Source organism: Streptomyces sclerotialus, from assembly GCF_040907265.1.
Classification (GTDB): Bacteria; Actinomycetota; Actinomycetes; order Streptomycetales; family Streptomycetaceae; genus Streptomyces; species Streptomyces sclerotialus.
The window spans coordinates 5,391,730-5,412,711 of the sequence record NZ_JBFOHP010000002.1; the positions used below are offsets into that span (position 1 = coordinate 5,391,730).

General features: G+C 73.5%; 14 protein-coding genes. 11 read left to right on the top strand and 3 right to left on the bottom strand.

Annotated features, from left to right (window positions below):
* Positions 1-188: 188 nt before the first annotated feature.
* From AAC944_RS23990 to nudC, 4 genes are all read left to right on the top strand, one after another.
* Positions 189-3,878 (top strand): UvrD-helicase domain-containing protein, encoded by a 3,690-nt coding sequence (locus tag AAC944_RS23990; protein ID WP_063759989.1) that lies wholly within the window; start codon positions 189-191, stop codon positions 3,876-3,878.
* Positions 3,879-4,011: 133 nt separating this feature from the next.
* Positions 4,012-7,692, top strand: coding sequence for an ATP-dependent helicase (locus AAC944_RS23995; protein ID WP_078888773.1), 3,681 nt, complete (start codon positions 4,012-4,014; stop codon positions 7,690-7,692).
* Between the two features lie 10 nt (positions 7,693-7,702).
* Complete coding sequence (locus AAC944_RS24000; RefSeq protein ID WP_030619447.1) at positions 7,703-9,103, top strand: dipeptidase; 1,401 nt, start codon at positions 7,703-7,705, stop codon at positions 9,101-9,103.
* 91 nt (positions 9,104-9,194) lie between these two features.
* On the top strand, positions 9,195-10,130 hold the full coding sequence (gene nudC, locus AAC944_RS24005) for an NAD(+) diphosphatase (RefSeq protein WP_030619446.1): 936 nt from the start codon (positions 9,195-9,197) through the stop codon (positions 10,128-10,130).
* 92 nt (positions 10,131-10,222) lie between these two features.
* Here the strand turns inward: nudC and AAC944_RS24010 are convergent, their stop codons facing one another.
* On the bottom strand, positions 10,223-10,480 hold the full coding sequence (locus AAC944_RS24010) for a glutaredoxin domain-containing protein (RefSeq protein WP_030619445.1): 258 nt from the start codon (positions 10,478-10,480) through the stop codon (positions 10,223-10,225).
* Between the two features lie 223 nt (positions 10,481-10,703).
* Here AAC944_RS24010 and AAC944_RS24015 point away from each other — a divergent pair, with 223 nt between their 5' ends.
* From AAC944_RS24015 to AAC944_RS24035, 5 genes are all read left to right on the top strand, one after another.
* Positions 10,704-12,971, top strand: coding sequence for an ATP-dependent DNA helicase UvrD2 (locus AAC944_RS24015; RefSeq protein WP_030619441.1), 2,268 nt, complete (start codon positions 10,704-10,706; stop codon positions 12,969-12,971).
* A 193-nt stretch (positions 12,972-13,164) separates the two neighbouring features.
* Positions 13,165-13,515, top strand: coding sequence for a hypothetical protein (locus AAC944_RS24020; protein WP_030619436.1), 351 nt, complete (start codon positions 13,165-13,167; stop codon positions 13,513-13,515).
* Positions 13,516-13,661: 146 nt separating this feature from the next.
* A complete protein-coding gene (locus AAC944_RS24025; RefSeq protein ID WP_030619433.1) occupies positions 13,662-14,015 on the top strand; it encodes a WhiB family transcriptional regulator in 354 nt (117 codons plus the stop codon).
* A complete protein-coding gene (locus AAC944_RS24030) occupies positions 14,012-14,329 on the top strand; it encodes a putative WhiB-interacting protein (protein WP_030619430.1) in 318 nt (105 codons plus the stop codon). Before AAC944_RS24025 ends, AAC944_RS24030 begins: the two co-directional genes overlap by 4 nt.
* A 623-nt stretch (positions 14,330-14,952) precedes the next feature.
* Complete coding sequence (locus AAC944_RS24035) at positions 14,953-15,081, top strand: hypothetical protein (protein ID WP_368397355.1); 129 nt, start codon at positions 14,953-14,955, stop codon at positions 15,079-15,081.
* Between the two features lie 76 nt (positions 15,082-15,157).
* Here AAC944_RS24035 and AAC944_RS24040 read toward each other — a convergent pair whose 3' ends face one another.
* Both AAC944_RS24040 and AAC944_RS24045 read right to left on the bottom strand, forming a co-directional pair.
* The gene (locus tag AAC944_RS24040) at positions 15,158-16,693 is read right to left on the bottom strand and encodes an ABC1 kinase family protein (protein ID WP_078888763.1); all 1,536 of its coding nucleotides are present in this window, start codon (positions 16,691-16,693) and stop codon (positions 15,158-15,160) included.
* Positions 16,694-16,832: 139 nt separating this feature from the next.
* Entirely contained in the window at positions 16,833-18,128 is a 1,296-nt protein-coding gene (locus AAC944_RS24045; RefSeq protein ID WP_051872075.1) for a ThiF family adenylyltransferase, read from the bottom strand.
* A 393-nt stretch (positions 18,129-18,521) separates the two neighbouring features.
* On the opposite strand from AAC944_RS24045, the gene AAC944_RS24050 reads away from it, so the two are divergent.
* Positions 18,522-19,121 (top strand): M48 metallopeptidase family protein, encoded by a 600-nt coding sequence (locus AAC944_RS24050; RefSeq protein ID WP_030619425.1) that lies wholly within the window; start codon positions 18,522-18,524, stop codon positions 19,119-19,121.
* Between the two features lie 139 nt (positions 19,122-19,260).
* Entirely contained in the window at positions 19,261-20,982 is a 1,722-nt protein-coding gene (locus AAC944_RS24055; RefSeq protein ID WP_030619422.1) for a TerD family protein, read from the top strand.

Sequence of the window (20,982 nt, forward strand, 5' to 3'; positions counted from 1 at the left end):
CGGACACCAGCACCCATACCACCCCACACTCCGACACCACGCGCCTCGTCAACCTTGTCCGTAACACCAGCATCACCGCAGATCGGGCGTCCGGCATCACTCACCGCACACCCGTCTCCACCGCATCCGCACACCAGGACCCCAGTACCACCGCAACCGCACCTCAGACCCCGGCACAGGCGATCCACGTGAGTTCCTCCCCTTCGGCGATTCCGCAGCCCCGGCCGTACCCGCGGCCGGCGCGGCGGGATGCCCCCGGCGCGTACCGCCTGGTCCGCACCCGGCCGGACGCGGTACGCCCTCCTGCTTTGGACGCACGTCAGCGCGCGGTGGTTGACCATGAGGACGGCCCGCTGCTCGTGCTCGCCGGTCCCGGTACGGGCAAGACCACGACGCTCGTCGAGGCGGTCACCCGGCGGGTGAGGGAAGGCGCCGACCCGGAGCGGATCCTGGTCCTCACCTTCAGCCGCAAGGCCGCCGTCGAGCTGCGTGACAGGATGGCGGCCCGGCTGAGCCACGGGACGCCGGACGGAGCGGCTGCCTACGGAAGCGGCGAGGCGTCCGGTGAGCGGGACGAGGCGCACGCGTCGGACGGGGCACCGGACCGAGCTGCCGTGCGCCGGGCGGGCAGTCCGCAGGCCACCACCTTCCACTCCTTCTGTTACGCGTTGGTCCGCGCCCATCAGGACGCCGACCTGTTTGCCGATCCGCTGCGCCTGCTGTCCGGGCCCGAGCAGGACCTCGTGGTCCGCGAGCTGCTGGCGGGCCAGGCCGAGCTGGCCCGGGAGGGCCGCGCGCCGGTGGGCTGGCCGGACGAGCTGCGGGCGTGCCTGACCACCCGCGGCTTCGCCGACGAGGTGCGCGCCGTGCTCGCCCGCAGCCGGGAGCTGGGCCTCGGCCCGGACGCGCTGGGCGAGTTCGCGCGCCGTACGGGGCGGCCCGACTGGGGCGCCGCCGCCGGCTTCCTCGCCGAGTACCTCGACGTCCTGGACGCCCAGGGGGTGCTGGACTACGCCGAGCTGGTGCACCGCGCGGTGCTGCTCGCCGAGCGCCCCGAGGTGGCGGCCGAGCTGGCGCGCCGGTACGACGCGGTGTTCGTCGACGAGTACCAGGACACCGACGCCGCGCAGGTCCGGCTGCTGCACGCGCTGGCGGGGAACCGCGGGCCCGCGCACCCCGGCACGGGCGGCGGCCGCACCCTGGTCGCCTTCGGCGACCCCGACCAGTCGATCTACGCCTTCCGGGGCGCCGACGTCAACGGCATCCTCGAGTTCCCGGAGACCTTCCGCCGCGCGGACGGCAGGCCCGCGCCCGTGGAGGTGCTGCGTACCGCGCGGCGCTCCGGGGCCGCGCTGGTCGCCGCCACCCGGCTGCTCACCCGCCGCATGCCGCTCAACCGGCTGCCCGCCCGGCAGGTCAGGGAACACCGTGAGCCGACGCCGGTACGGGACGGCGGCCGGGCCGAGGTGTACACGTACCCGACGGCCGGCGCCGAGCTCGACAACATCGCCGACATCCTCCGCCGGGCCCATCTGGAGGACGGCGTCCCGTGGCAGGACATGGCCGTCCTCGTGCGTGCCGGAGGCCGTTCGATCCCGTCCGTACGCCGCGCCCTCACCTCGGCCGGTGTCCCCCTCGACATCGACGGCGACGACCTCCCGCTGCGCCACGAGCCCGCGGTCGCGCCGCTGCTGCTGGCGCTGCGGGTGGCGGCGACGGACGCGCCGGGTGCGGACGGGACGGAGGAGCCGCTGGACGAGGACCTGGAGGCGGCGCTGAGGGCCGACGAGGCGGCCCGGGTGCCGGAGGGAGCCGGGGGCCCGGACGAGGGCGCAGAGGAGCACACGGAGCCCGCCGAGTCCCCTGCGTCCACCGAGTCCACCGAGTCCACCGAGCTCGCTGAGTCCGACGAGCCCACCGAGCCCGCCGAGCCTGCCGAAACCGCCGGGTCCACCGCGTCGCCTGAGAACGAGGCGCCCGCTGTCAGCACGCGCATCGCCCCCGAGGTGGCCGTGGAGCTGCTGTTGTCGCCGCTGGGCGGGATGGACGCCGCCGACCTGCGGCGGCTCGGGCGCGCGCTCCGGGAGGAGGAACGGGCCGCCGGACAGGCCGTGCCGCGCCCCTCGGACGTGCTGATCGCCGAGGCGCTGGACGAGCCGGAGCGGCTGGTGGCGCACGACCCGGTGTACGCCCGGGGCGCGCAGCGGCTCGGGCTGCTGCTGCGCAAGGCGCGTGAGCTGCTCGCCGGCGGTGGCACCGCCGAGCAGGCGCTGTGGGAGCTGTGGGACGGCACCCCTTGGCCGGGCCGGCTCGAACGGACGGCCCGGCGCGGCGGCGCCGCGGGCCGGAACGCCGACCGTGACCTGGACGCGGTGGTCGCCCTCTTCGAGACCGCGGCGCGTGCCGAGGAGCGCACCGGCGGCCGCGGCGCCCTGAACTTCCTGGAGGAGCTGGACAACCAGGACATCGCGGCCGACACGCTGACCCGCCGTACGGTGCGGCCGGACGCGGTACGGCTGATGACCGCGCACCGCTCCAAGGGCCTGGAGTGGCGTCTCGTCGTGGTCGCCGGCGTGCAGGAAGGCCTCTGGCCCGACCTGCGCCGCCGCGGCTCACTCCTGGAGGCCGACCGGATCGGCCGGGACGGCATCGCCGCACCGCTCACCCCGGGGGCGCTGCTCGCCGAGGAACGCCGGCTGTTCTACGTGGCGGCGACCCGTGCCCGGGAGCGCCTCGTCGTCACCGCCGTGAAGGCCGCGGCCGACGACGGGGACCAGCCCTCCCGCTTCCTCACCGAGTTCGGCGTCGACCCGGTCGACGTCACCGGACGCCCGCGCCGCCCGCTCTCGGTGGCCGCGCTCGTCGCCGAGCTGCGCGCCACCGTCGTCGACCCCGCGGCCTCCGAAGCACTGCGAACGGCCGCCGTGGAGCGGCTCGCCAGACTGGCCGCGCTCCGGGACGACGAGGGCCGCCCCCTGGTGCCCGCCGCACACCCGTACCGCTGGTGGGGCCTGTACGAGCCGACGCACAGCTCGGTACCGCTGCGCGACCGGGACAGGCCCGTGGCCCTCTCGGGCAGCGCCCTCGACCAGCTCGCGAACGCCTGCGCGCTCCAGTGGTTCCTGGGCCGGGAGGTCAAGGCGGACGCGCCCGCGACCGCCGCGCAGGGCTTCGGCAACGTGGTGCACGTGCTGGCCGACGAGGTCGCCTCCGGGCGCACCCCGGCGGACCTCGCCGTCCTGATGGAGCGGCTGGACTCCGTGTGGGACGCGCTCGCCTTCGACGCGCCGTGGAAGTCGCGCCAGGAGAAGGACAGCGCACGCGCCGCCCTGGAGCGCTTCCTGCGCTGGCACGTCATGGAGCGCGAGACGCTCGGCCGCGACACGGTCGCCACCGAGCACGGCTTCGACGTCACTCTGGAGGCCGGTGCGGCGGGGGAGTACGCGGTCCGCATCCGCGGCAGCATGGACCGCGTCGAGACCGACGCGGACGGCCGTGCGTACGTCGTGGACTTCAAGACGGGCAAGAGCAGGCCGACCGGCCCCGAGGTGGCCCGGCACCCGCAGCTCGCCGTGTACCAGCTCGCGGTGCGTGAGGGAGCCGTCGACGAGGTCTTCGGGGGCCGCACCCCGGAGCCCGGTGGCGCGGAGCTGGTGCACCTGCGTCAGGGTGCCCCGAAGAAGGACGGCGGCGACGCCCTCCCCGTGGTGCAGGCCCAGCAGCCCCTGGAAGGCGAATGGGTGGCGGAGCTGCTGGCCACCGCCGCCGGCCGGGTCCTGGAGGAGCGCTTCGTCCCCTCGACCGGTAAGCACTGCACGCACTGCGCCTTCAAGAGCTCCTGCTCGGCGCGGCCCGAAGGGCAGCACGTCGTCGAGTGACGGCCCGTCCCGGGAATGACGAGCTGCCCCGGTGGCGGTCCCTCCTGGGTGGCGGTTCGCCCCTGGGTTTCGGTCCGCCCCACTGACCGGCCGTTTTGCCCTGTTGTCAGTGCCGCCCGTTACCGTCTCGGACGTGTCCGCGCGCATCACCGACCCCGAACAGCTCAAGGAGCTGCTGGGCATCCCGTTCACCCCGGAGCAGCTGGCCTGCATCACGGCGCCCCCCGCTCCGCAGGTGATCGTGGCCGGCGCCGGGTCCGGCAAGACGACGGTCATGGCCGCGCGGGTGGTGTGGCTGGTGGGCACCGGGCAGGTCGCCCCCGAGCAGGTCCTCGGCCTGACGTTCACGAACAAGGCCGCGGGAGAGCTGGCCGAGCGGGTCCGCGCCGCCCTGCTCGCGGCCGGCGTGACCGAGCCCGACCCGGCACCGCCCGGCCACGGGAGCGCCGCGGACGACGCGCCCGGCGAGCCCCGCATCTCCACGTACCACGCCTTCGCCGGCCAGCTCCTGAAGGACCACGGGCTGCGCATCGGTGTCGAGCCCAGCGCCCGGCTGCTCGCCGACGCCACCCGCTTCCAGCTCGCCGCCCGGGTGCTGCGCGAGGCGCCGGGCCCGTATCCCGCGCTCACCACCTCGCTGCCCAGCCTCGTGGAGGACCTGCTCGCCCTCGACGGTGAGCTGGCCGAGCACCTCGTCGCCCCGGAGGAGCTGCGCGCGTACGACACCCGGCTGCTCGCCGAGCTCGGCGCCGCCAAGCTGAGCAACGCCGAGCTGCGCAAGGTCCCCGAGGCGGTGCGCGGCCGCCTGGAGCTGCTCGACCTCGTCTGCGCGTACCGGAGCGAGAAGCGCCGCCGCGACCTCCTCGACTTCGGCGACCAGATCGCCCTCTCCGCCACGCTCGCCACCACACGCGCCGAGGTGGGGCGGCTGCTGCGCGAGGAGTTCGCCGTCGTCCTCCTGGACGAGTACCAGGACACCTCGGTGGCCCAGCGGCTGCTGCTCTCCGGGCTCTTCGGCGGGGGCACAGGCCACGCCGTCACCGCCGTGGGCGACCCCTGCCAGGCCATCTACGGCTGGCGCGGCGCCTCCGTGGCGAACCTCGACGACTTCCCCCGGCACTTCCCGTTCGCCGACGGCAGCCCGGCGCGCCGCTTCGCGCTCAGCGAGAACCGCCGCAGCGGCGGCCGTCTCCTGGACCTCGCCAACGGCCTGGCCGCCCCCCTGCGCGAGCGCCACGAAGGCGTCGAAGCGCTGCGCCCGGCCCCCGGTGCCGAGCGCGACGGCGTCGTGCGCTGCGCCCTGCTGCCCACCCACGCCGACGAGATGCGCTGGCTCGCCGACTCCCTCGCCCACCTCGTCCGCACGGGCACACCGCCCGGCGAGATCGCCGTCCTGTGCCGCACGGCCGGCGACTTCGCCCGCATCCAGGGCGAGCTGGTCGCCCGCGACGTCCCCGTGGAGGTCGTCGGCCTCTCCGGGCTGCTGCACCTCCCCGAAGTCGCCGACCTGGTCGCCGTCTGCGAGGTGCTGCAGGACCCCACGGCCAACGCCGCCCTGGTCCGCCTGCTGATCGGGCCCCGCTGGCGCATCGGCCCCCGGGACCTCGCCCTGCTCGGCCGCCTCGCCCGTACGCTCGTCCACCGCGACGAGCCCTCCGACGACCCCGAGCGGCGCCTCGCCGAGGCCGTCGAGGGCACCGACCCGGCCGAGGTGATCTCGCTCGCCGACGCCCTGGACACGTTCCTCGGGGCGGACGGCGGCGCTTCCGGGGAGGACGAGCCGGGAGCCGGGCTGCCCTTCTCGGCCGCCGCGCGGGTCCGCTTCGCCCACCTCGCCGCCGAGCTCCGTGAGCTGCGCCGCTCCCTCGGCGACCCTCTGATGGACGTCCTGCACCGCGTCCTGGCCACCACGGGGCTCGACGTCGAGCTCTCCGCCTCACCGCACGCCCTGGCGGCCCGCCGCCGCGAGACCCTGGGATCCTTCCTCGACATCGCGGCGGGGTTCGCGGCCCTGGACGGCGAGGCCACGCTGCTGGCCTTCCTCGGGTTCCTCCGTACGGCCGTGCAGCACGAGAAGGGCCTGGACAGCTCCCTCCCGGGCGGGGAGAACACCGTCAAGGTGCTGACCGCGCACAAGTCCAAGGGCCTGGAGTGGGACGTGGTCGCCGTCCCCGGGCTGGTCGAGAAGCAGTTCCCCAGCAGCCAGGCCCGCGAGTCCTGGACCAGCCAGGCCAAGGTGCTGCCGCACGCCCTGCGTGGCGACGCCGACACCCTCCCCGACGTACAGGAATGGGACAGCCGCGGCCTGAAGGCCTTCAAGGAGGCGATGAAGGACCACCAGGCCACCGAGGAGCTGCGCCTCGGGTACGTCACCTTCACCCGCCCGCGCTCCCTGCTGCTCGGCTCCGGCCACTGGTGGGGCCCCGACCAGAAGAGGCCCCGCGGCCCGTCCGCCTTCCTGGACGCGCTGCGCGCGCACTGCGAGGCGGGGTACGGCGAGATCGAGGAATGGGCCGACCCGCCCGAGGAGGACGCGGAGAACCCCGCCCTCGTGGCCGCGGCCGACGACGCCGCGGGGGAGTGGCCGCTCCCGCTGGACCCGGAGGCGATGGCCCGGCGCCGCGCGGCAGCGCAAGCGGTACTGGACCGGGTGCAGCGCCTGGAGTCCGGCACGGAGCCGGCCGGGACGGGCCCCTCCGGGCCGCCGGACGACCCGGAGTGGCCGCCGGCCGAGGAGCTCGCGTACGAGGACGAGGAGATGTACGGCGACCCGTACGGCGAGGACGCGGAGGCGTCCGGCGACCCGTACGGCGTGGACGAGGCGTACGGCGAGGACGCGGAGGCGTCCGGCGACCCGTACGGCGCTCCGTACGACGCCTCGCACCCGGGCCACCCCGGGCGCGCAGTGCCCGGCCGCCCCGTCCCTTCCGTCCCCGCCGCCCGCGACGGCGACGCGGCGGACGCGAGGGCCGCGCTGCTCCCCGAGGAGCGGCGGACCGTCGCGTCCTGGGACCGCGACCTCGACGCGCTGGCGGGGGAGCTGCGCCGGTCCCGGGCGCGCGTCCAGGACGTGCCGCTGCCGTCCTCGCTCAGTGCCTCGCAGATCATGCGGCTGGCCGCCGACCCGGAGGGCTTCGCGCGCGAGCTGGCCCGGCCGATGCCGCGGCCTCCGCAGCCCGCCGCGCGCCGCGGTACCCGCTTCCACGCCTGGATCGAGTCCCGCTTCGAGGAGCTGACGCTCCCGATGCTCGGCCCCGAGGAGCTGCCCGGCGCCGACGACGACGGGCCGGCCGGGGACGGCATCGCCGACGAGCGGGACCTCGCCGCACTCAAGGAGGCGTTCGCGCGCACCCCGTATGCGCGGCGCACGCCGTACAGGGTGGAGGTGCCGGTCCAGTTCACCCTGGCGGGCCGCGTCGTCCGGGGCCGCATCGACGCCGTCTACCGCCTCGACCCCGATCCTCGGGCGGCGGACGGTTACGACGGCCCCCGGTACGAGATCGTCGACTGGAAGACCGGCCGCACCCAGGACGCCGACCCGCTCCAGCTGGCCCTGTACCGGCTGGCCTGGGCCGAGCAGCGCGGTGTCCCGCTCGCCGCCGTGCGCGCCGCCTTCCTGTACGTACGCAGCGGTGAGGTGGTCCGGCCCGCCCGGCTCCCCGGCCGCCGTGAGCTGGAACGCATCCTGCTCGGCGAGCACCCGGACGGCGCGGCCGAAGCGGCCGCCACGGAGGGCGCGTACGACGCCGACCGGGCGTACCCGGCCGGTCAGGCAGGTGAGACCGGCGACCGTACGACCCACACGGGCCGATAGGCTCAGGGGTATGAGCAGCACCCCGGACAGCGCTGTCCGCACGTACATCAGCAGCCGACGTGACGCCTTCCTCGACGACCTCGGCGCCTGGCTGCGCATCCCCTCCGTGTCGGCCGATCCCGGCCACGCCCCCGATGTACGCCGCAGCGCCGAATGGCTCGTCGCGAAGCTCACCGAGACCGGCTTCCCGACCGCCGAGATCTGGGAGACCGAGGGCCTGCCCGCGGTGTTCGCCGAGTGGCCGTCCGGGGACCCGGAAGCCCCCACCGTGCTGGTGTACGGCCATCACGACGTGCAGCCCGCCGCCCTGGAGGACGGCTGGCGCACCGACCCCTTCGAGCCGCACACCGCCGACGGCAAGCTCTACGCGCGCGGCGCCGCCGACGACAAGGGCCAGGTCTTCTTCCACACCCTCGGGGTGCGGGCGCACCTCGCGGCCACCGGCCGTACCGCACCCGCCGTCAACCTCAAACTGATCGTCGAGGGCGAGGAGGAGTCCGGCTCGCCGAACTTCCCCGCGCTGATCACCCAGCACGCGCACCGCCTCGCGTGCGACGCGGTGATCGTCTCCGACACCGGTATGTGGGCGAAGGACACCCCGACCGTGTGTACGGGCATGCGCGGCCTCACCGACTGCCAGATCGACCTCTACGGCCCCGACCAGGACATCCACTCCGGCTCCTTCGGCGGCGCCGTGCCGAACCCGGCCACCGAGGCGGCCCGGCTGGCCGCCGCGCTGCATGACGAGGACCGCAGGGTCGCGATCCCCGGCTTCTACGACGGTGTGATCGAGCTCACCGAACGGGAGCGGGAGCTCTTCGCCGAGCTGCCCTTCGACGAGGACGCGTGGCTGCGCACGGCGCACTCGCACGCCGCCCTCGGCGAGTCCGGCCACACGACCCTGGAGCGCATCTGGGCCCGCCCCACGGCCGAGGTCAACGGCATCGGCGGCGGCTACCAGGGCCCCGGCGGCAAGACCGTCGTGCCGTCCAGCGCGCAGTTGAAGCTCTCCTTCAGGCTGGTCGCCGGCCAGGACGCGGCCGCCGTCCAGCAGGCCGTACGCACCTGGGTCGCCGAACGGCTGCCCGCCGGCATCCGGCACGACATCACCTTCTGGGGCGCCACCCGGCCCTGCCTGACCCCGCTGGACCACCCCGCCCTGCAGTCCGTCGCCCGCGCGATGGGCCGGGCCTTCGAGCAGAAGATCCGCTTCACCCGGGAGGGCGGCTCGGGGCCCGCCGCCGACCTCCAGGACGCCCTCGGCGCCCCGGTGCTCTTCCTCGGCATCTCCGTGCCGTCCGACGGCTGGCACGCGCCGAACGAGAAGGTCGAGCTGGACCTGCTCATGAAGGGCGTCGAGACCGCGGCGTACCTGTGGGGCGACCTGGCGGAGAACTGGCGCCCGGCATGACCCGACCTCCGCGGCCACGGCCCCCAGCCGCGCCGCGCCCCGCATACGTACGCAGCCCGCACTTCTCGCATAGGGGGAGTTGGAAACACCAGTGACCACCCGGATCGATCACGACGCACACCGGCCCATCACCTTCAGCGCCGACAGCGGCATCGACCGCAGCGCGCATCACCGACTCGACGAGGCATGGCTCGCCGCGGCGTGGAGCCACCCGACGACGCGCGTCTTCGTGGTCTCCGGCGGTCAGGCGCTGGTGGACGACACCCCTGACGGCCGCACCGAACTGGTCATGACGCCCTCCTTCGAGGCGCCGATGACCGAGACCCACCGCTACTACCTCGGCCAGGACGAGGACGGGGTCCGCTACTTCGCGCTGCAGAAGGACTCGCTGCCGGGGCGCATGGACCAGTCGGCGCGCCCCGCGGGGCTGCGGGAGGCGGGTCTGCTGCTGTCCGAGCGTGACGCCGGTCTGCTCGTGCACGCCGTGGCCCTGGAGAACTGGCAGCGGCTGCACCGCTTCTGCTCGCGCTGCGGCGAGCGCACGGTCATCGCGGCGGCGGGCCACATCCGCCGCTGCCCGGCCTGCGGCGCCGAGCACTACCCGCGTACGGACCCGGCCGTGATCATGCTCGTCACGGACGAGGAGGACCGCGCGCTCCTGGGCCGCCAGGTGCACTGGCCCGAAGGCCGGTTCTCCACGCTTGCCGGCTTCGTGGAGCCGGGCGAGTCCATCGAGCAGTCGGTACGGCGCGAGGTCTACGAAGAGGCCGGTGTGGTCGTCGGGGACGTCGAGTACGTCGCCAGCCAGCCCTGGCCCTTCCCCTCCAGCCTGATGCTCGGCTTCATGGCCCGCGCCACGCGGCCCGAGATCCAGGTGGACGGCGAGGAGATCGAGGAGGCCCGCTGGTTCTCCCGCGAGGACCTGCGTGAGGCCTTCGAGTCGGGCGAGGTGCTGCCGCCGTACGGCATCTCCATCGCCGCCCGGCTGATCGAGCTCTGGTACGGGAAGCCGCTGCCGAAGCCGTAGGCTGCCGCGGTCATGCGGAAGGGCCGGCACCCCCAGGGGGTGCCGGCCCTTCCGCATGACCGGTCTCACAGCGTGCCCGCTGAGCCGCGGTCTCAGACGCCGAGCTTCTCCTTGATCCACTTCAGCGGCGGGTTGCCCATCGCGTGCTGCTCGTCACCGCCCTCGGGGACCACCACGACCGTCGGCACGAGCTGGTTGCCGCCGTTGACGCTCTCCACGTACTTCGCCGACTCCGGGTCCTGCTCGATGTTGATCTCGGTGTACGCGATGCCCTCGCGGTCCATCTGGCCCTTGAGCCGACGGCAGTAACCGCACCAGGTGGTGCTGTACATCGTGACAGTGCCCGCCATGAGTCTCGCGCTCCTTCTAGCTGTTCAGCTTGCTGCTGCTCGGCGTGGCCCCGGCGTTCTGCCGCGACCGCAGTGGTTCAACGCGCACTTACCCCGGACCATTCCCGGACTTCCGGCGCCGGCACTCCCGGCCTCTTCCGGGGCTCGCGTATTCGTACGACCACCGAGCCGCGGCTGTGGACAACATTCCCGGCCGCCGCCGCGGACCTGGCAGCATGGCGGGGTGACAGCAGCATCGGACCCCACCCTCTTCCCGCAGGCACCGTCGGCGTCGAACTTCCCCGCCGCCCCGGCGGACGCCGACGCGGTGCTGGAAGGGCTCGACCCCGAGCAGCGCGAGGTCGCCACCGCGCTGCACGGCCCCGTCTGCGTGCTGGCCGGCGCGGGCACGGGCAAGACCCGCGCGATCACCCATCGCATCGCGTACGGCGTCCGCGCGGGCATCCTCCAGCCGAACACCGTCCTCGCCGTCACCTTCACCAACCGAGCGGCGGGCGAGATGCGCGGCCGGCTGCGCCAGCTCGGCGCCGCCGGCGTCCAGGCCCGTACGTTCCACTCCGCCGCGCTGCGCCAGCTCCAGTACTTCTGGCCCAAGGCCGTCGGCGGTGAGGTGCCCCGGCTCCTGGAGCGCAAGGTCCAGCTGGTCGCCGAGGCCGGCGCCCGCTCCGGCATCCGCCTGGACCGCACCGAGCTGCGCGACGTCACGGGCGAGATCGAGTGGTCCAAGGTCACCCAGACCGTGCCTGCCGACTATCCCGCCGCCGTCGCCAAGGCCACCCGCGAGGCGCCCCGCGACCCCGCCGAGATCGCCCAGATCTACCGTACGTACGAAGACCTCAAGCGGGACCGCGGCGTCATCGACTTCGAGGACGTGCTGCTGCTCACGGTCGGCGTGCTCCAGGAGCGCCCGGACATCGCCGAGCAGGTCCGCGCCCAGTACCAGCACTTCGTCGTGGACGAGTACCAGGACGTCAGCCCCCTCCAGCAGCGCCTCCTGGAGCTGTGGCTCGGCGACCGCGACAGCATCTGCGTGGTCGGCGACGCCAGCCAGACGATCTACAGCTTCACCGGCGCCACCCCTGACCACCTGCTGAACTTCCGCACCCGCCACCCCGGCGCGACCGTCGTGAAGCTGGTCCGCGACTACCGCTCCAGCCCGCAGATCGTCCACCTCGCGAACGGCCTCCTCGCGCAGGCCCGCGGCCGTGCCGCCGAGCACCGCCTGGAGCTGGTCTCCCAGCGCGAGGCCGGCCCGGACCCGGTCCACGTCGAGTACGCCGACGAGCCCGCCGAGGCGGAGGGCACGGCCCGCCGCATCCGCGACCTCATCGCCTCCGGAGTGCCCGCGGGCGGGATAGCCGTCCTGTTCCGCATCAACGCCCAGTCCGAGGTGTACGAGCAGGCGCTGGCCGACGCGGGCGTCCCGTACCAGCTGCGGGGGGCCGAGCGGTTCTTCGAGCGCCCGGAGGTGCGCGAGGCCGGGCACAAGCTGCGCGCCGCCGCCCGCTTCGGGGGGAACGACGCCCTGCTGGACGACGCCCAGGACCTGCCCTCCGAGGTGCGGGCCGTGCTCAGCGAGATGGGCTGGGGCGACCGGCCGCCGGCCGGGTCCGGTGCCGTGCGCGACCGCTGGGAGTCGCTGGCCGCCCTGGTCCGGCTCGCCGAGGACTTCGCCCGGGCGCGTCCCGAGGCCACTCTCGCCGACCTGGTCGCCGAGCTGGACGAGCGGGCCAGTGCCCAGCACGCCCCGACGGTCGACGGGGTGACGCTCGCCTCGCTGCACGCCGCCAAGGGCCTGGAGTGGGACGCGGTCTTCCTGGTCGGCCTCACCGACGGCATGCTGCCGATCACCTACGCGAAGACGGACGAGCAGCTGGAGGAGGAACGCCGCCTGCTGTACGTCGGCATCACCCGCGCGCGGCGCCACCTGAGCCTCTCGTGGGCTCTCTCGCGCTCTCCCGGCGGCCGCGCCCACCGGAGCCCCAGCCGCTTCCTCAAGGAGCTGAGGCCGGGCTCAGGCGCCGCCGGACACCGCTCGCCCGGCGGGAGCGGCGGCATCGAGCGCGGTGTCGGCGGACCGGCCGGCCGGAGCGAGGAGCGGGAGACGGTCCGGCGCAAGCGCCGCGGGCCGATCCGCTGCCGGGTGTGCGGCCGGGTGCTCACCGACGGCGGTGAGATCAAGCTCATGCGCTGCGAGGACTGCCCCTCCGACCTGGACGAGGGGCTGTACGAGCGGCTGCGGGACTGGCGCGAGGCGCAGGCCGCCGCGCTGGGCCAGCCGGCATTCTGCGTCTTCACCGACAAGACCCTCATGGCGATAGCCGAGGCCGTTCCGGGAACCGAACAGGAGCTGGCGGGCATCCCTGGAGTAGGAAGGCGCAAGCTCGGCAGATTCGGCGCCGACGTCCTGGCCCTGTGCGCGGGGGAAGAACTCCCGGGTGGAGAACTCGCGGCGGACCGGGCCGAAGGTGACGAGGACGCTGCGGAATGAAGGCTTCCGGGGAACGCTTCCGGTGACGCGGAAAAGTCGTCGGAAAAATAGTTTGCGCGCGCGGAGCGCATCCCCATAGCCTTCGGAAGCACGGAGACAACGGGCCTTCCGAGAACCGTTGGATTCGTGCTGTACTGAACGACCCGGACCGGTCCGCATCGGTCCCCGAAGACGCCGAAAGGAGGCGAGACCAGTGATCAGCTTCATCGAGACCCCGAAAATGACCGATCTCTCGGTCGCCGCCGCCTGCCCGATCGGCTCTTCGCTCCGTGGCACCGGTCTGTCCGGAGCCGGTCTGTCCGGTTCCGCCTGCCTGTCCGGCGTCGCGGCCGTGCGCCCCGCGTCCCTCGCGATTCTTCCGATTCGTGAGCGCAGCGAGCGACCGACCGAGGCACCTGAGGTAGCAGCAGTGGCAAACGCGCATGCCTTTGCCTTTGCGGCGGCCAATGGTGCCGAATCCCGGACCCAGTACACGACCCAGTACACGCAGCAGAACGACATGTGGGCCTTCCGCGGGCTCGAACCCTGGAGTGATCCAGCCTGATCGGCGAGATCAGGTCGGTACCTTCCAGGGCCGCGGAACCCACACCGGGATCCGCGGCCCTTTTGTTTGTCCCTCTGCAGCCGGCAGAGGGCGCCACACGACAGCCCAGCCACGAGCCGGGCCGAACAGACGAGGAACACACCACCGTGCAACTCCAGACGCACACCCCGTCCGTCGCCACCGACCTGATCCCTCCGCCCGACTCCCAGGAGAACTCCTTGCTGCCCCTCACCGAGCTCGACGACGAGATCGACCGCCTCGGCGCCGCCGTTCCGTGCCGTACCTACGACCCGGAGGTCTTCTTCGCCGAGTCCCCGGCCGACGTCGAGTACGCCAAGTCGCTGTGCGAGACCTGTCCGGTGCGCGAGGCCTGCCTGGCCGGCGCCAAGGACCGCCGCGAGCCGTGGGGGGTCTGGGGCGGTGAGCTCTTCGTCCAGGGCGTCGTCGTCCCCCGGAAGCGCCCGCGTGGCCGTCCGCGCAAGAACCCGGTTGCGGCATGAACACCACCGGCACAGGAACGATCGACCGTCCCGCCACGCGGGACCCCCGGAAGCAGGACCCGACGATGAACCCGTCCCTCACCGACATGCCCGCCCCCGCGAACTCCGGCGCGAACGAGCGTCGACAGAACAGGACCCGAGAAATGCAACTCATCCCAGAAGCCCTGGCTCGTGCGCATATCCATGAGAGGTTGCGCGAGGCCGAGAGGGACCGCAGAGCCCACCGGCTCGCCACGGCCCGCCGCATGCAGCGCCGCGCCGAACGCGTCTCCCTCCGCGCCCGCCGCGCCCTCGCCATGGCCGTCATGCAGTGAGTGAGCCCGACCGCTTTCCCACTCCGTAGCGCGCCGCACGCCCTTACCGGGCAGTGCGGCGCGCTCCGCGCTTTTCCGGCGCGGCGCCCGGGCGGCACCGGCGAAGCCGGGGAGCGGAAAGCGCGAAGCGTGCGCCGGGTTCATCCGGGCGTGCGCCTGTTGAATGGCACGTGCACCCGACGGTCGAACTGTGCGCCGGGTCAGCCGGCCCGTGCACCGGAAAGGCGGACCCGTGCTCCGACACGACCGGCGTCACCGGTGCGTTGTGCACGTATTGTCGGCCTTGGCGGAGATATCGTCGGGCAGTGGATGACGAGACGCATGAGCGGGCGGAGTTGACCGGCAAAACCGACCGAGAGGGCGGCACCGTCCGCACGGACGCACCCCCTGGAACGGACGAAACCTCCGAGACCGGCTGGGCACCGGGGGCCGGTGGGACGGTGGGGGGCGGCAAGGTGTCAAGGCTCGGCAGGGCGTCGGGGGCCGACACCGCATCGGGGGTCGGTGAGGCGTCCGGGACCGGCGCCGGCGCAGCGTCCGGGAGCGGTGAGGCGTCGTCCGGGGCCGGTGACCGTGCAGCGTCGGAGGCCGGCGACAGTACCGTGTGTGCTCGATGCGGCGCGGTGGCCGACGGTACGCCTGCGACCTGGACCTGTTCCGTCGAGAACGGCACGCGCCGCTACTTCTGCGAAACCTGCGCCCGCACCCACCTCCGCGCCATCGAGTCCCGCCTGGACTCGGCCTGGTGGTGACCGCGCCGCCGGGCACACTCGCCCCGGCCCCGGCCCCGGTCTCCATTTCGACCGCGGCCGAACCGCGTTCCCGGAGTCAGGCGGAGCTTTCCTCGGCACCGATGTCCCCGGTGTCCTCCTCTCCGGTCCCGTCCACCGCGGTTCCCCTCACCACGGTTCCCTTCTCCACGGTCCCCTCCGGCACGGAGTCCTTCTTCTCCGCGCCGGAGCCCGTGTCGCGGCCGGTCCGGGCGGGGACCGGGCCGGCCGCGGGGGAAGGCACAGGGACGGGGGCGGGGTGGACGAAGCCCGGGAGCCAGGTGGTGAGTTCGTCCCGGAGCCGGACCGTCGCACCCAGCTGACACAGGACACCGATCGTGCTCAGCGTCACGCGGTGGATCAGGAGGTACGACGGGGGCAGGTTCAGCTGCTTGCCCAGCTGGTGGGCGGGCGAGCGCGGGTCGGCGATCCGGGCGGCCTGGTGCCGCATCCAGCCGCGGGTGAAGGTGAACTCCTCGGCCTGCGCCGGCTCGATGATCGGCAGGAGGTAGTCCAGTACCGCCTCCGGCTCCAGCTCGATCGAGTCCTTGACGAACCCCTCCTCGCACAGCAGCTCGTAGACCTCCTCGGCCCGGCCGTCCAGGGTCATCCGCAGTGACGTACCGATCGTGGGCGGCAGTCCGTCCGGCAACCGGTCGACCGTGCCGAAGTCCAGCACCCCCAGCCGCCATTCCTCCGGCGGCCCGTCGGGCGCGTGGCCGGTCAGCAGGCGGAAGTTGCCCGGGTGCGGGTCGGCGTGCAGCAGGCCCGTACGGGCGGTGCCCGAGAAGAGGAAGCGGGACAGCAGCTGTCCGGCGCGGTTCCGCTCCTCCGGCGTCCCGCCCGAGATCACCTCGGAGAGCGGGACCCCTTCCATCCACTCGGTGATCAGCACCTGGTCCCCTTGGTGGACGACGGCCGGCACGACGACGTCCGGGTCGTCCGCGAACTCCTCGGCGTAGGTGCGCTGGGCCGCCGCCTCCAGGCCGTAGTCCAGCTCCTCGGAGACCCGGTCGCGCAGCTCGGTGATCAGCGGCTTGAGGTCCATCCCTGGCACCAGAGGCCCCAGCAGCCGCGCGAGCCGACCCAGTTGGGACAGGTCGGAGAGCAATGCCTCACCCGCACCCGGATACTGCACCTTCACCGCGACCTCACGACCGTCCTGCCACACCGCCCGGTGCACCTGGCCGATCGAGGCCGCGGCCGACGGCTTGTCGTCGAACTCCGCGAACAGCTCCCGCCAGCCCTCACCCAGCCGTTCGGTGAGGACCGCATGGACGGTGGCCGAGGGCAGCGGCGGAGCCGCCTCCTGGAGCTTGGTCAGCGCGGCGCGATAAGGCCCCGCGATCTCCTCCGGCAGTGCCGATTCGAAGACGGACAGTGCCTGCCCGAACTTCATGGCCCCGCCCTTGAGCTGGCCCAGCGTCGCGAACAGCTGCTCGGCCGTGCGGTTCTGGAGCTCGGTGGCGATCATCTCCGCCGGCCGTCCGCCGATGCGCTTGCCCAGCCCGAGGGCGGTGCGACCGGCGAAGCCCAGGGGGAGGGCGGCGAGCTTGGCCGTCCGCACGACGGCCTTGCGCGGCAGATCAGACATGTGCGCGTCCTCCCAAGGTCCCGGCCCTGATGGGGGCGTATGACTCCCACGGGGCAGGTCAGTACTCGGATCAATCAGGTCGGTCGAACCAGTCGGGCTAGTCGGTGGAGCGGGGAAAGCCGGACCTGTCGGGTCGGTGTCATGCCGGCACGGTCCCTCCCACTCGCTTCGGCCCCGGGCGGGGGCACTCCGTCATTGTGGCGTGTCGGGGACGAGGATCCGAGGTGGCTGCGGTGGCAGGGGAGCGCGCCGCGCCACAGGCGCAGTCGGGATGGGCCTCGATCTGATCGACGTCCCAGCTCATACAGGGGAGCGCGAGCTCCGTCCGCGCGCCCGTACACGGTGGCAGATACCCGTCCAGGAAGGTCAGGACCTGTGTCGCGGCCAGTCCGGCCACCGTCGTCGCCAACGCCGCGTCGCACGCGGGCACGACCGGGGCGGCCCGTCCGGAACGCCACTGGGCCAGCAGCCGCGGCCAGGCCGGCTCGGTGTCCGTACGGCGCAGCTCCCAGCAGCCGGCGCAGGCCGTGTCGCCGGGGAGCACCAACGGCCCCACCACTCCCGTGGCCTCGATCACGCCTGCGTACAAGTGCGGGATGCCGGAGGCGAGGAGCGGCTCGGCGAGCCGGGGATCTGGCGCGTAGGCGGCCAGACCGTCGCGTGGGGCGAGCACGGTCAGGGCGAGAGCCGGCTCGCCCGGTGAGGCCGAAAAGTCGTCGGTGACCTGGGCGGACGGAGCAGACCGGGTGGAGACAGCGGGCGGGTCGGATGGAGGGGGCTGGGCGAACGGAGCGGTCCGGTCGGGGCGGACGGTCCACGTGCTCCGGGTGGTCGTCCGGGGGCGTCGTGTCCACGGGGAGTGTGCGTTGACCAGGCGTCGGGCGGACACGTCCCGGCGCTCGCCCACACGATCGGCGGGGAAGCCGGCCGGCAGCACGTCCCACGGCTCGACCCGGCCGCCGTCCAGCACCTCCACGTCCCCCACCCCCGCGGCGGAGAGCAACGCCGCGATCGATGCCCCCACCCGGCCGGTGCCGCGCACCCGGACCCGCGCCGCGCTGCGGGCCCACAGCCGCTCGTCGGCGCTCGTCGCGTCGCGATGGCGTACGGACAGGGCGGCGCGGTCCGGGCGCAGCCGGTCGAACGCGGGGAGGTCGGCCTGAAGGGCTTCGGTGGCCGGGGCCCCAGGAGCCGGAGAGTCCAGCAGCCCGGCGGCGTCCAGGCGGCCGACGAGTTCCCGGGCGTGGTCCGGCGGCAGCTGCAGTGCCTTGGCCTCGCGCTCCAGCTGATCGATGCTGCGCGTGCCGTCGATCAGGCTCAGCAGGCTGCCGGTCGCGCCGTCCACCGGGCCCACCACCACGGCGTGGGCCGGGGCGACACCGAAGCGCACGGTGGACCTGTCCCGCCAGCCCTGCCGCAGGGCCGGTTTGAGCATCGGGTGCGGGGAAGGACGGGGAGCCGAGCGGGCGGCGGTAGGGGGAGGAGGAGAAGAGGCGGGAGAGGGAGGCGCGAGGAGGGTGGGTGGTGTGGTCGGGTGTGCGTGCCGCATGTCGTCCCCCGTTGGTGTGGTGCTGGTCCGCAGCGAGTCCGGTCGCCGGTGCGTCGGGTCACGGACCTCGCGGTGGCGAGTGCGGGCCGTTCGCGGAGATCCGGAACTGTCGTACGCGTCGACTATGCGGCAACGGCCGAGCCGGTGCCTGAACTTATCCACAGAGGGCGGGATTAGTCGTACAAGCGCTGAGCACCTCTGTACCCGTCATGGAGGGTTTCGCCCGCGACCCGGCTCGGGGACGGGACTTCGCGCGCTGCGAGCGGGTAACGTCGGGGCGTGCCCGCCGACCCACTGCACCGTGCCGCCGACCCGCAGCGCAGGACCGCCGCGAGCCCGCCGGGCAGCGGCTCCGCGACCAGCGCGGTCGAGGTGCGCAGAAGCTCACGGCGGCGGCGCACGGTCTCGGCGTACCGCGAGGGTGACCGGACCGTCGTCCTGATTCCTGCCCGGATGTCCGAGGCCGAGGAGCGCCGCTGGGTCACGGTCATGCTGGACAAGCTGGCCGCGCAGGAGAGCAAACGGATACTGGGCGACGACGAACTCGCCGAGCGTGCCGAGCGGCTGTCGGCCCAGTACCTGAGCGGCCGGGCCCGTCCGGCGTCGGTCCGCTGGGTCACCAACCAGAACACCCGCTGGGGGTCGTGCACCCCGGCGGAAGGCAGCATCCGTCTCTCGCACCGGCTGCAGGGAATGCCGGAGTACGTCATCGACTACGTGCTGCTGCACGAGCTGGCCCATCTGCTCGTTCCCGGACACGGACCCAGCTTCTGGGAGCTGCTGACCACCTATCCCCGGACGGAGCGGGCGCGCGGCTACCTCGAAGGCGTGGTGGCCGCGGGCCGGCTGCCGCACCTGCCCGCCGCGCGCAGCGAATGACGCCGTACCACCCGTGACACGGGCCGCCCGCGGAACTTTCGTGACCGAACCGTCGAACCCCGGCATCGTGTCACGTCCGGACCAGCCGTTAGCCTGACGCGCAACGCAATCAAGCTCGGATGGGGGACGGTCGTTACGTATGGCCAGGGAATTCCAACGTGGCCACAAGGCCAGGATCAGTGACCTGACCGCGGGGACGGATCTGTACGTGGGCGTACAGATCGCCGCCCCCGGTCTGACCTTCGACATCAGCTGTTTCGGCCTGGACGCGGACGAACGGCTCTCCGACGACCGGTACTTCATCTTCTTCAACCAGCCGAAGTCGCCCGAGGAGGCCCTCCAGCAGCTCGGCCCGCAGGCCGGGGACACCGAGTCCTTCCGGGTCACGCTCGACCGGATCCCGCAGCACATCCAGAAGCTGTCCTTCACCGCGGCCATCGACGGCGCGGGCCAGATGTCGCAGATCGGCCCGGGGTACATCCGGATCGTCGCCGGGGGACAGGAGGTCGCGCGGTACTCCTTCACCGGGTCGGAGTTCAGCACGGAGCGTGCCGTCATGCTCGGCGACTTCTACATGAAGGACGTCTGGCGCTTCGCCGCCGTCGGGCAGGGCTTCGACGGTGGACTGGAAGCGCTGCTGCGGAACTTCGGGGGTGAGGTCGCCGAGGAGCCGGAGGCCGCGCCGCAGCCGGACGCCGTACCCGGCTTCGCGCCGCCCGCCGCCGCGGAGCCCGCGCCCGCCTTCGCGCCGCCCGCGGCCGCCGAGCCCGCCCCGGCCCCCGGCTTCGGTGTCCCGCCGCAGCAGCCGGCCCCGGAGCCCGCTGGGCCGCACGCCACGCAGGCGGAGCCCGTCGTCCAGCAGCCGGACGCGCCCCCGCAGCCTCAGGCCCCCGTGCAGCCCCAGGTTCCCCAGCAGCCCGTGGCCCCGCAGCCGCAGGCGTTCCAGCAGCCCGACCAGCAGGCCCAGATGCACGCGGCGCCGACCATCGCCGCCCCCATGGTGCCGCCCGCCGCCGCGCAACCGCCGCAGGCTCCCTACGGCGCGCAGGCCCAGCCCGCGCCCCACGGGGCTCCCGGACCGTTCCCCGGCCAGCCCACGCCGCCGCCCGCCCAGCCCATGCCGTACGGCCAGCAGCCGCCCGCCTACGGGCAGCCCGCGCCGCAGGGCGGCGGGCAGTACGCCGTGCCGCAGGGCGCGGGAGCGGGGCTGGAGGCCTCGCTGCAGAAGTACCGGGAGGCCGCCACCGGGCAGCGCTGGACGCCGCAGAGCGAGAAGCTGATCCGCGTCGACCTCGGCGTCGACGGGCAGCCGGTGCTGGCCCGGCAGGGCAGCATGGTGCTCTACCAGGGCAAGGTCGACTTCAGCTACAAGGGAGCCGGCTTCCGCGGCCGCATCGTGGGCAACGCCACCGGCCAGGAGATGCAGTTGATGCGCTGCTCCGGCCAGGGCCAGGTCTTCTTCGCGGAGAACAGCGCCCATGTGCACCCCATCGAGCTGCAGGGCGACGCGATCTGCGTCAACGCCGAGAGCGTGCTGGCCTTCGACGAGTCGCTCCAGCACGAGGTGCGCCGTATCGAAGGGCACGGCATCCCCGGAGGCGCGCTGTTCACCATGCAGTTCCAGGGTACCGGCACGGTCGTGGTGAAGACCGCGGGCACGCCGGTCGTGCTGCCGGTCACCCCGACCACGTTCGCGGACGCCAACGCCATCGTCGCGTGGTCCGCCGCGTCCCAGGTGATCATCTCCAGCCAGGTGCGGCTGCGCCGCAACGCGTACCCGGGTCACTCGGGCGAGACCGTGAACCTGCAGTTCCGGGGCGCTCCCGGCAACTTCGTCGTCGTCCAGCCCTACGAGGTCTGA

Excerpts from the sequence above, each read along its gene's own strand:
- AAC944_RS24055 (WP_030619422.1), top strand. The coding sequence starts at position 19,261 with ATGGCCAGGGAATTCCAACGTGGCCACAAGGCCAGGATCAGTGACCTG.
- AAC944_RS24010 (WP_030619445.1), bottom strand. The coding sequence starts at position 10,480 with ATGGCGGGCACTGTCACGATGTACAGCACCACCTGGTGCGGTTACTGC.
- AAC944_RS24040 (WP_078888763.1), bottom strand. The coding sequence starts at position 16,693 with ATGTCTGATCTGCCGCGCAAGGCCGTCGTGCGGACGGCCAAGCTCGCC.
- AAC944_RS24030 (WP_030619430.1), top strand. The coding sequence starts at position 14,012 with ATGAACACCACCGGCACAGGAACGATCGACCGTCCCGCCACGCGGGAC.
- AAC944_RS24000 (WP_030619447.1), top strand. The coding sequence starts at position 7,703 with ATGAGCAGCACCCCGGACAGCGCTGTCCGCACGTACATCAGCAGCCGA.
- AAC944_RS24045 (WP_051872075.1), bottom strand. The coding sequence starts at position 18,128 with ATGCTCAAACCGGCCCTGCGGCAGGGCTGGCGGGACAGGTCCACCGTG.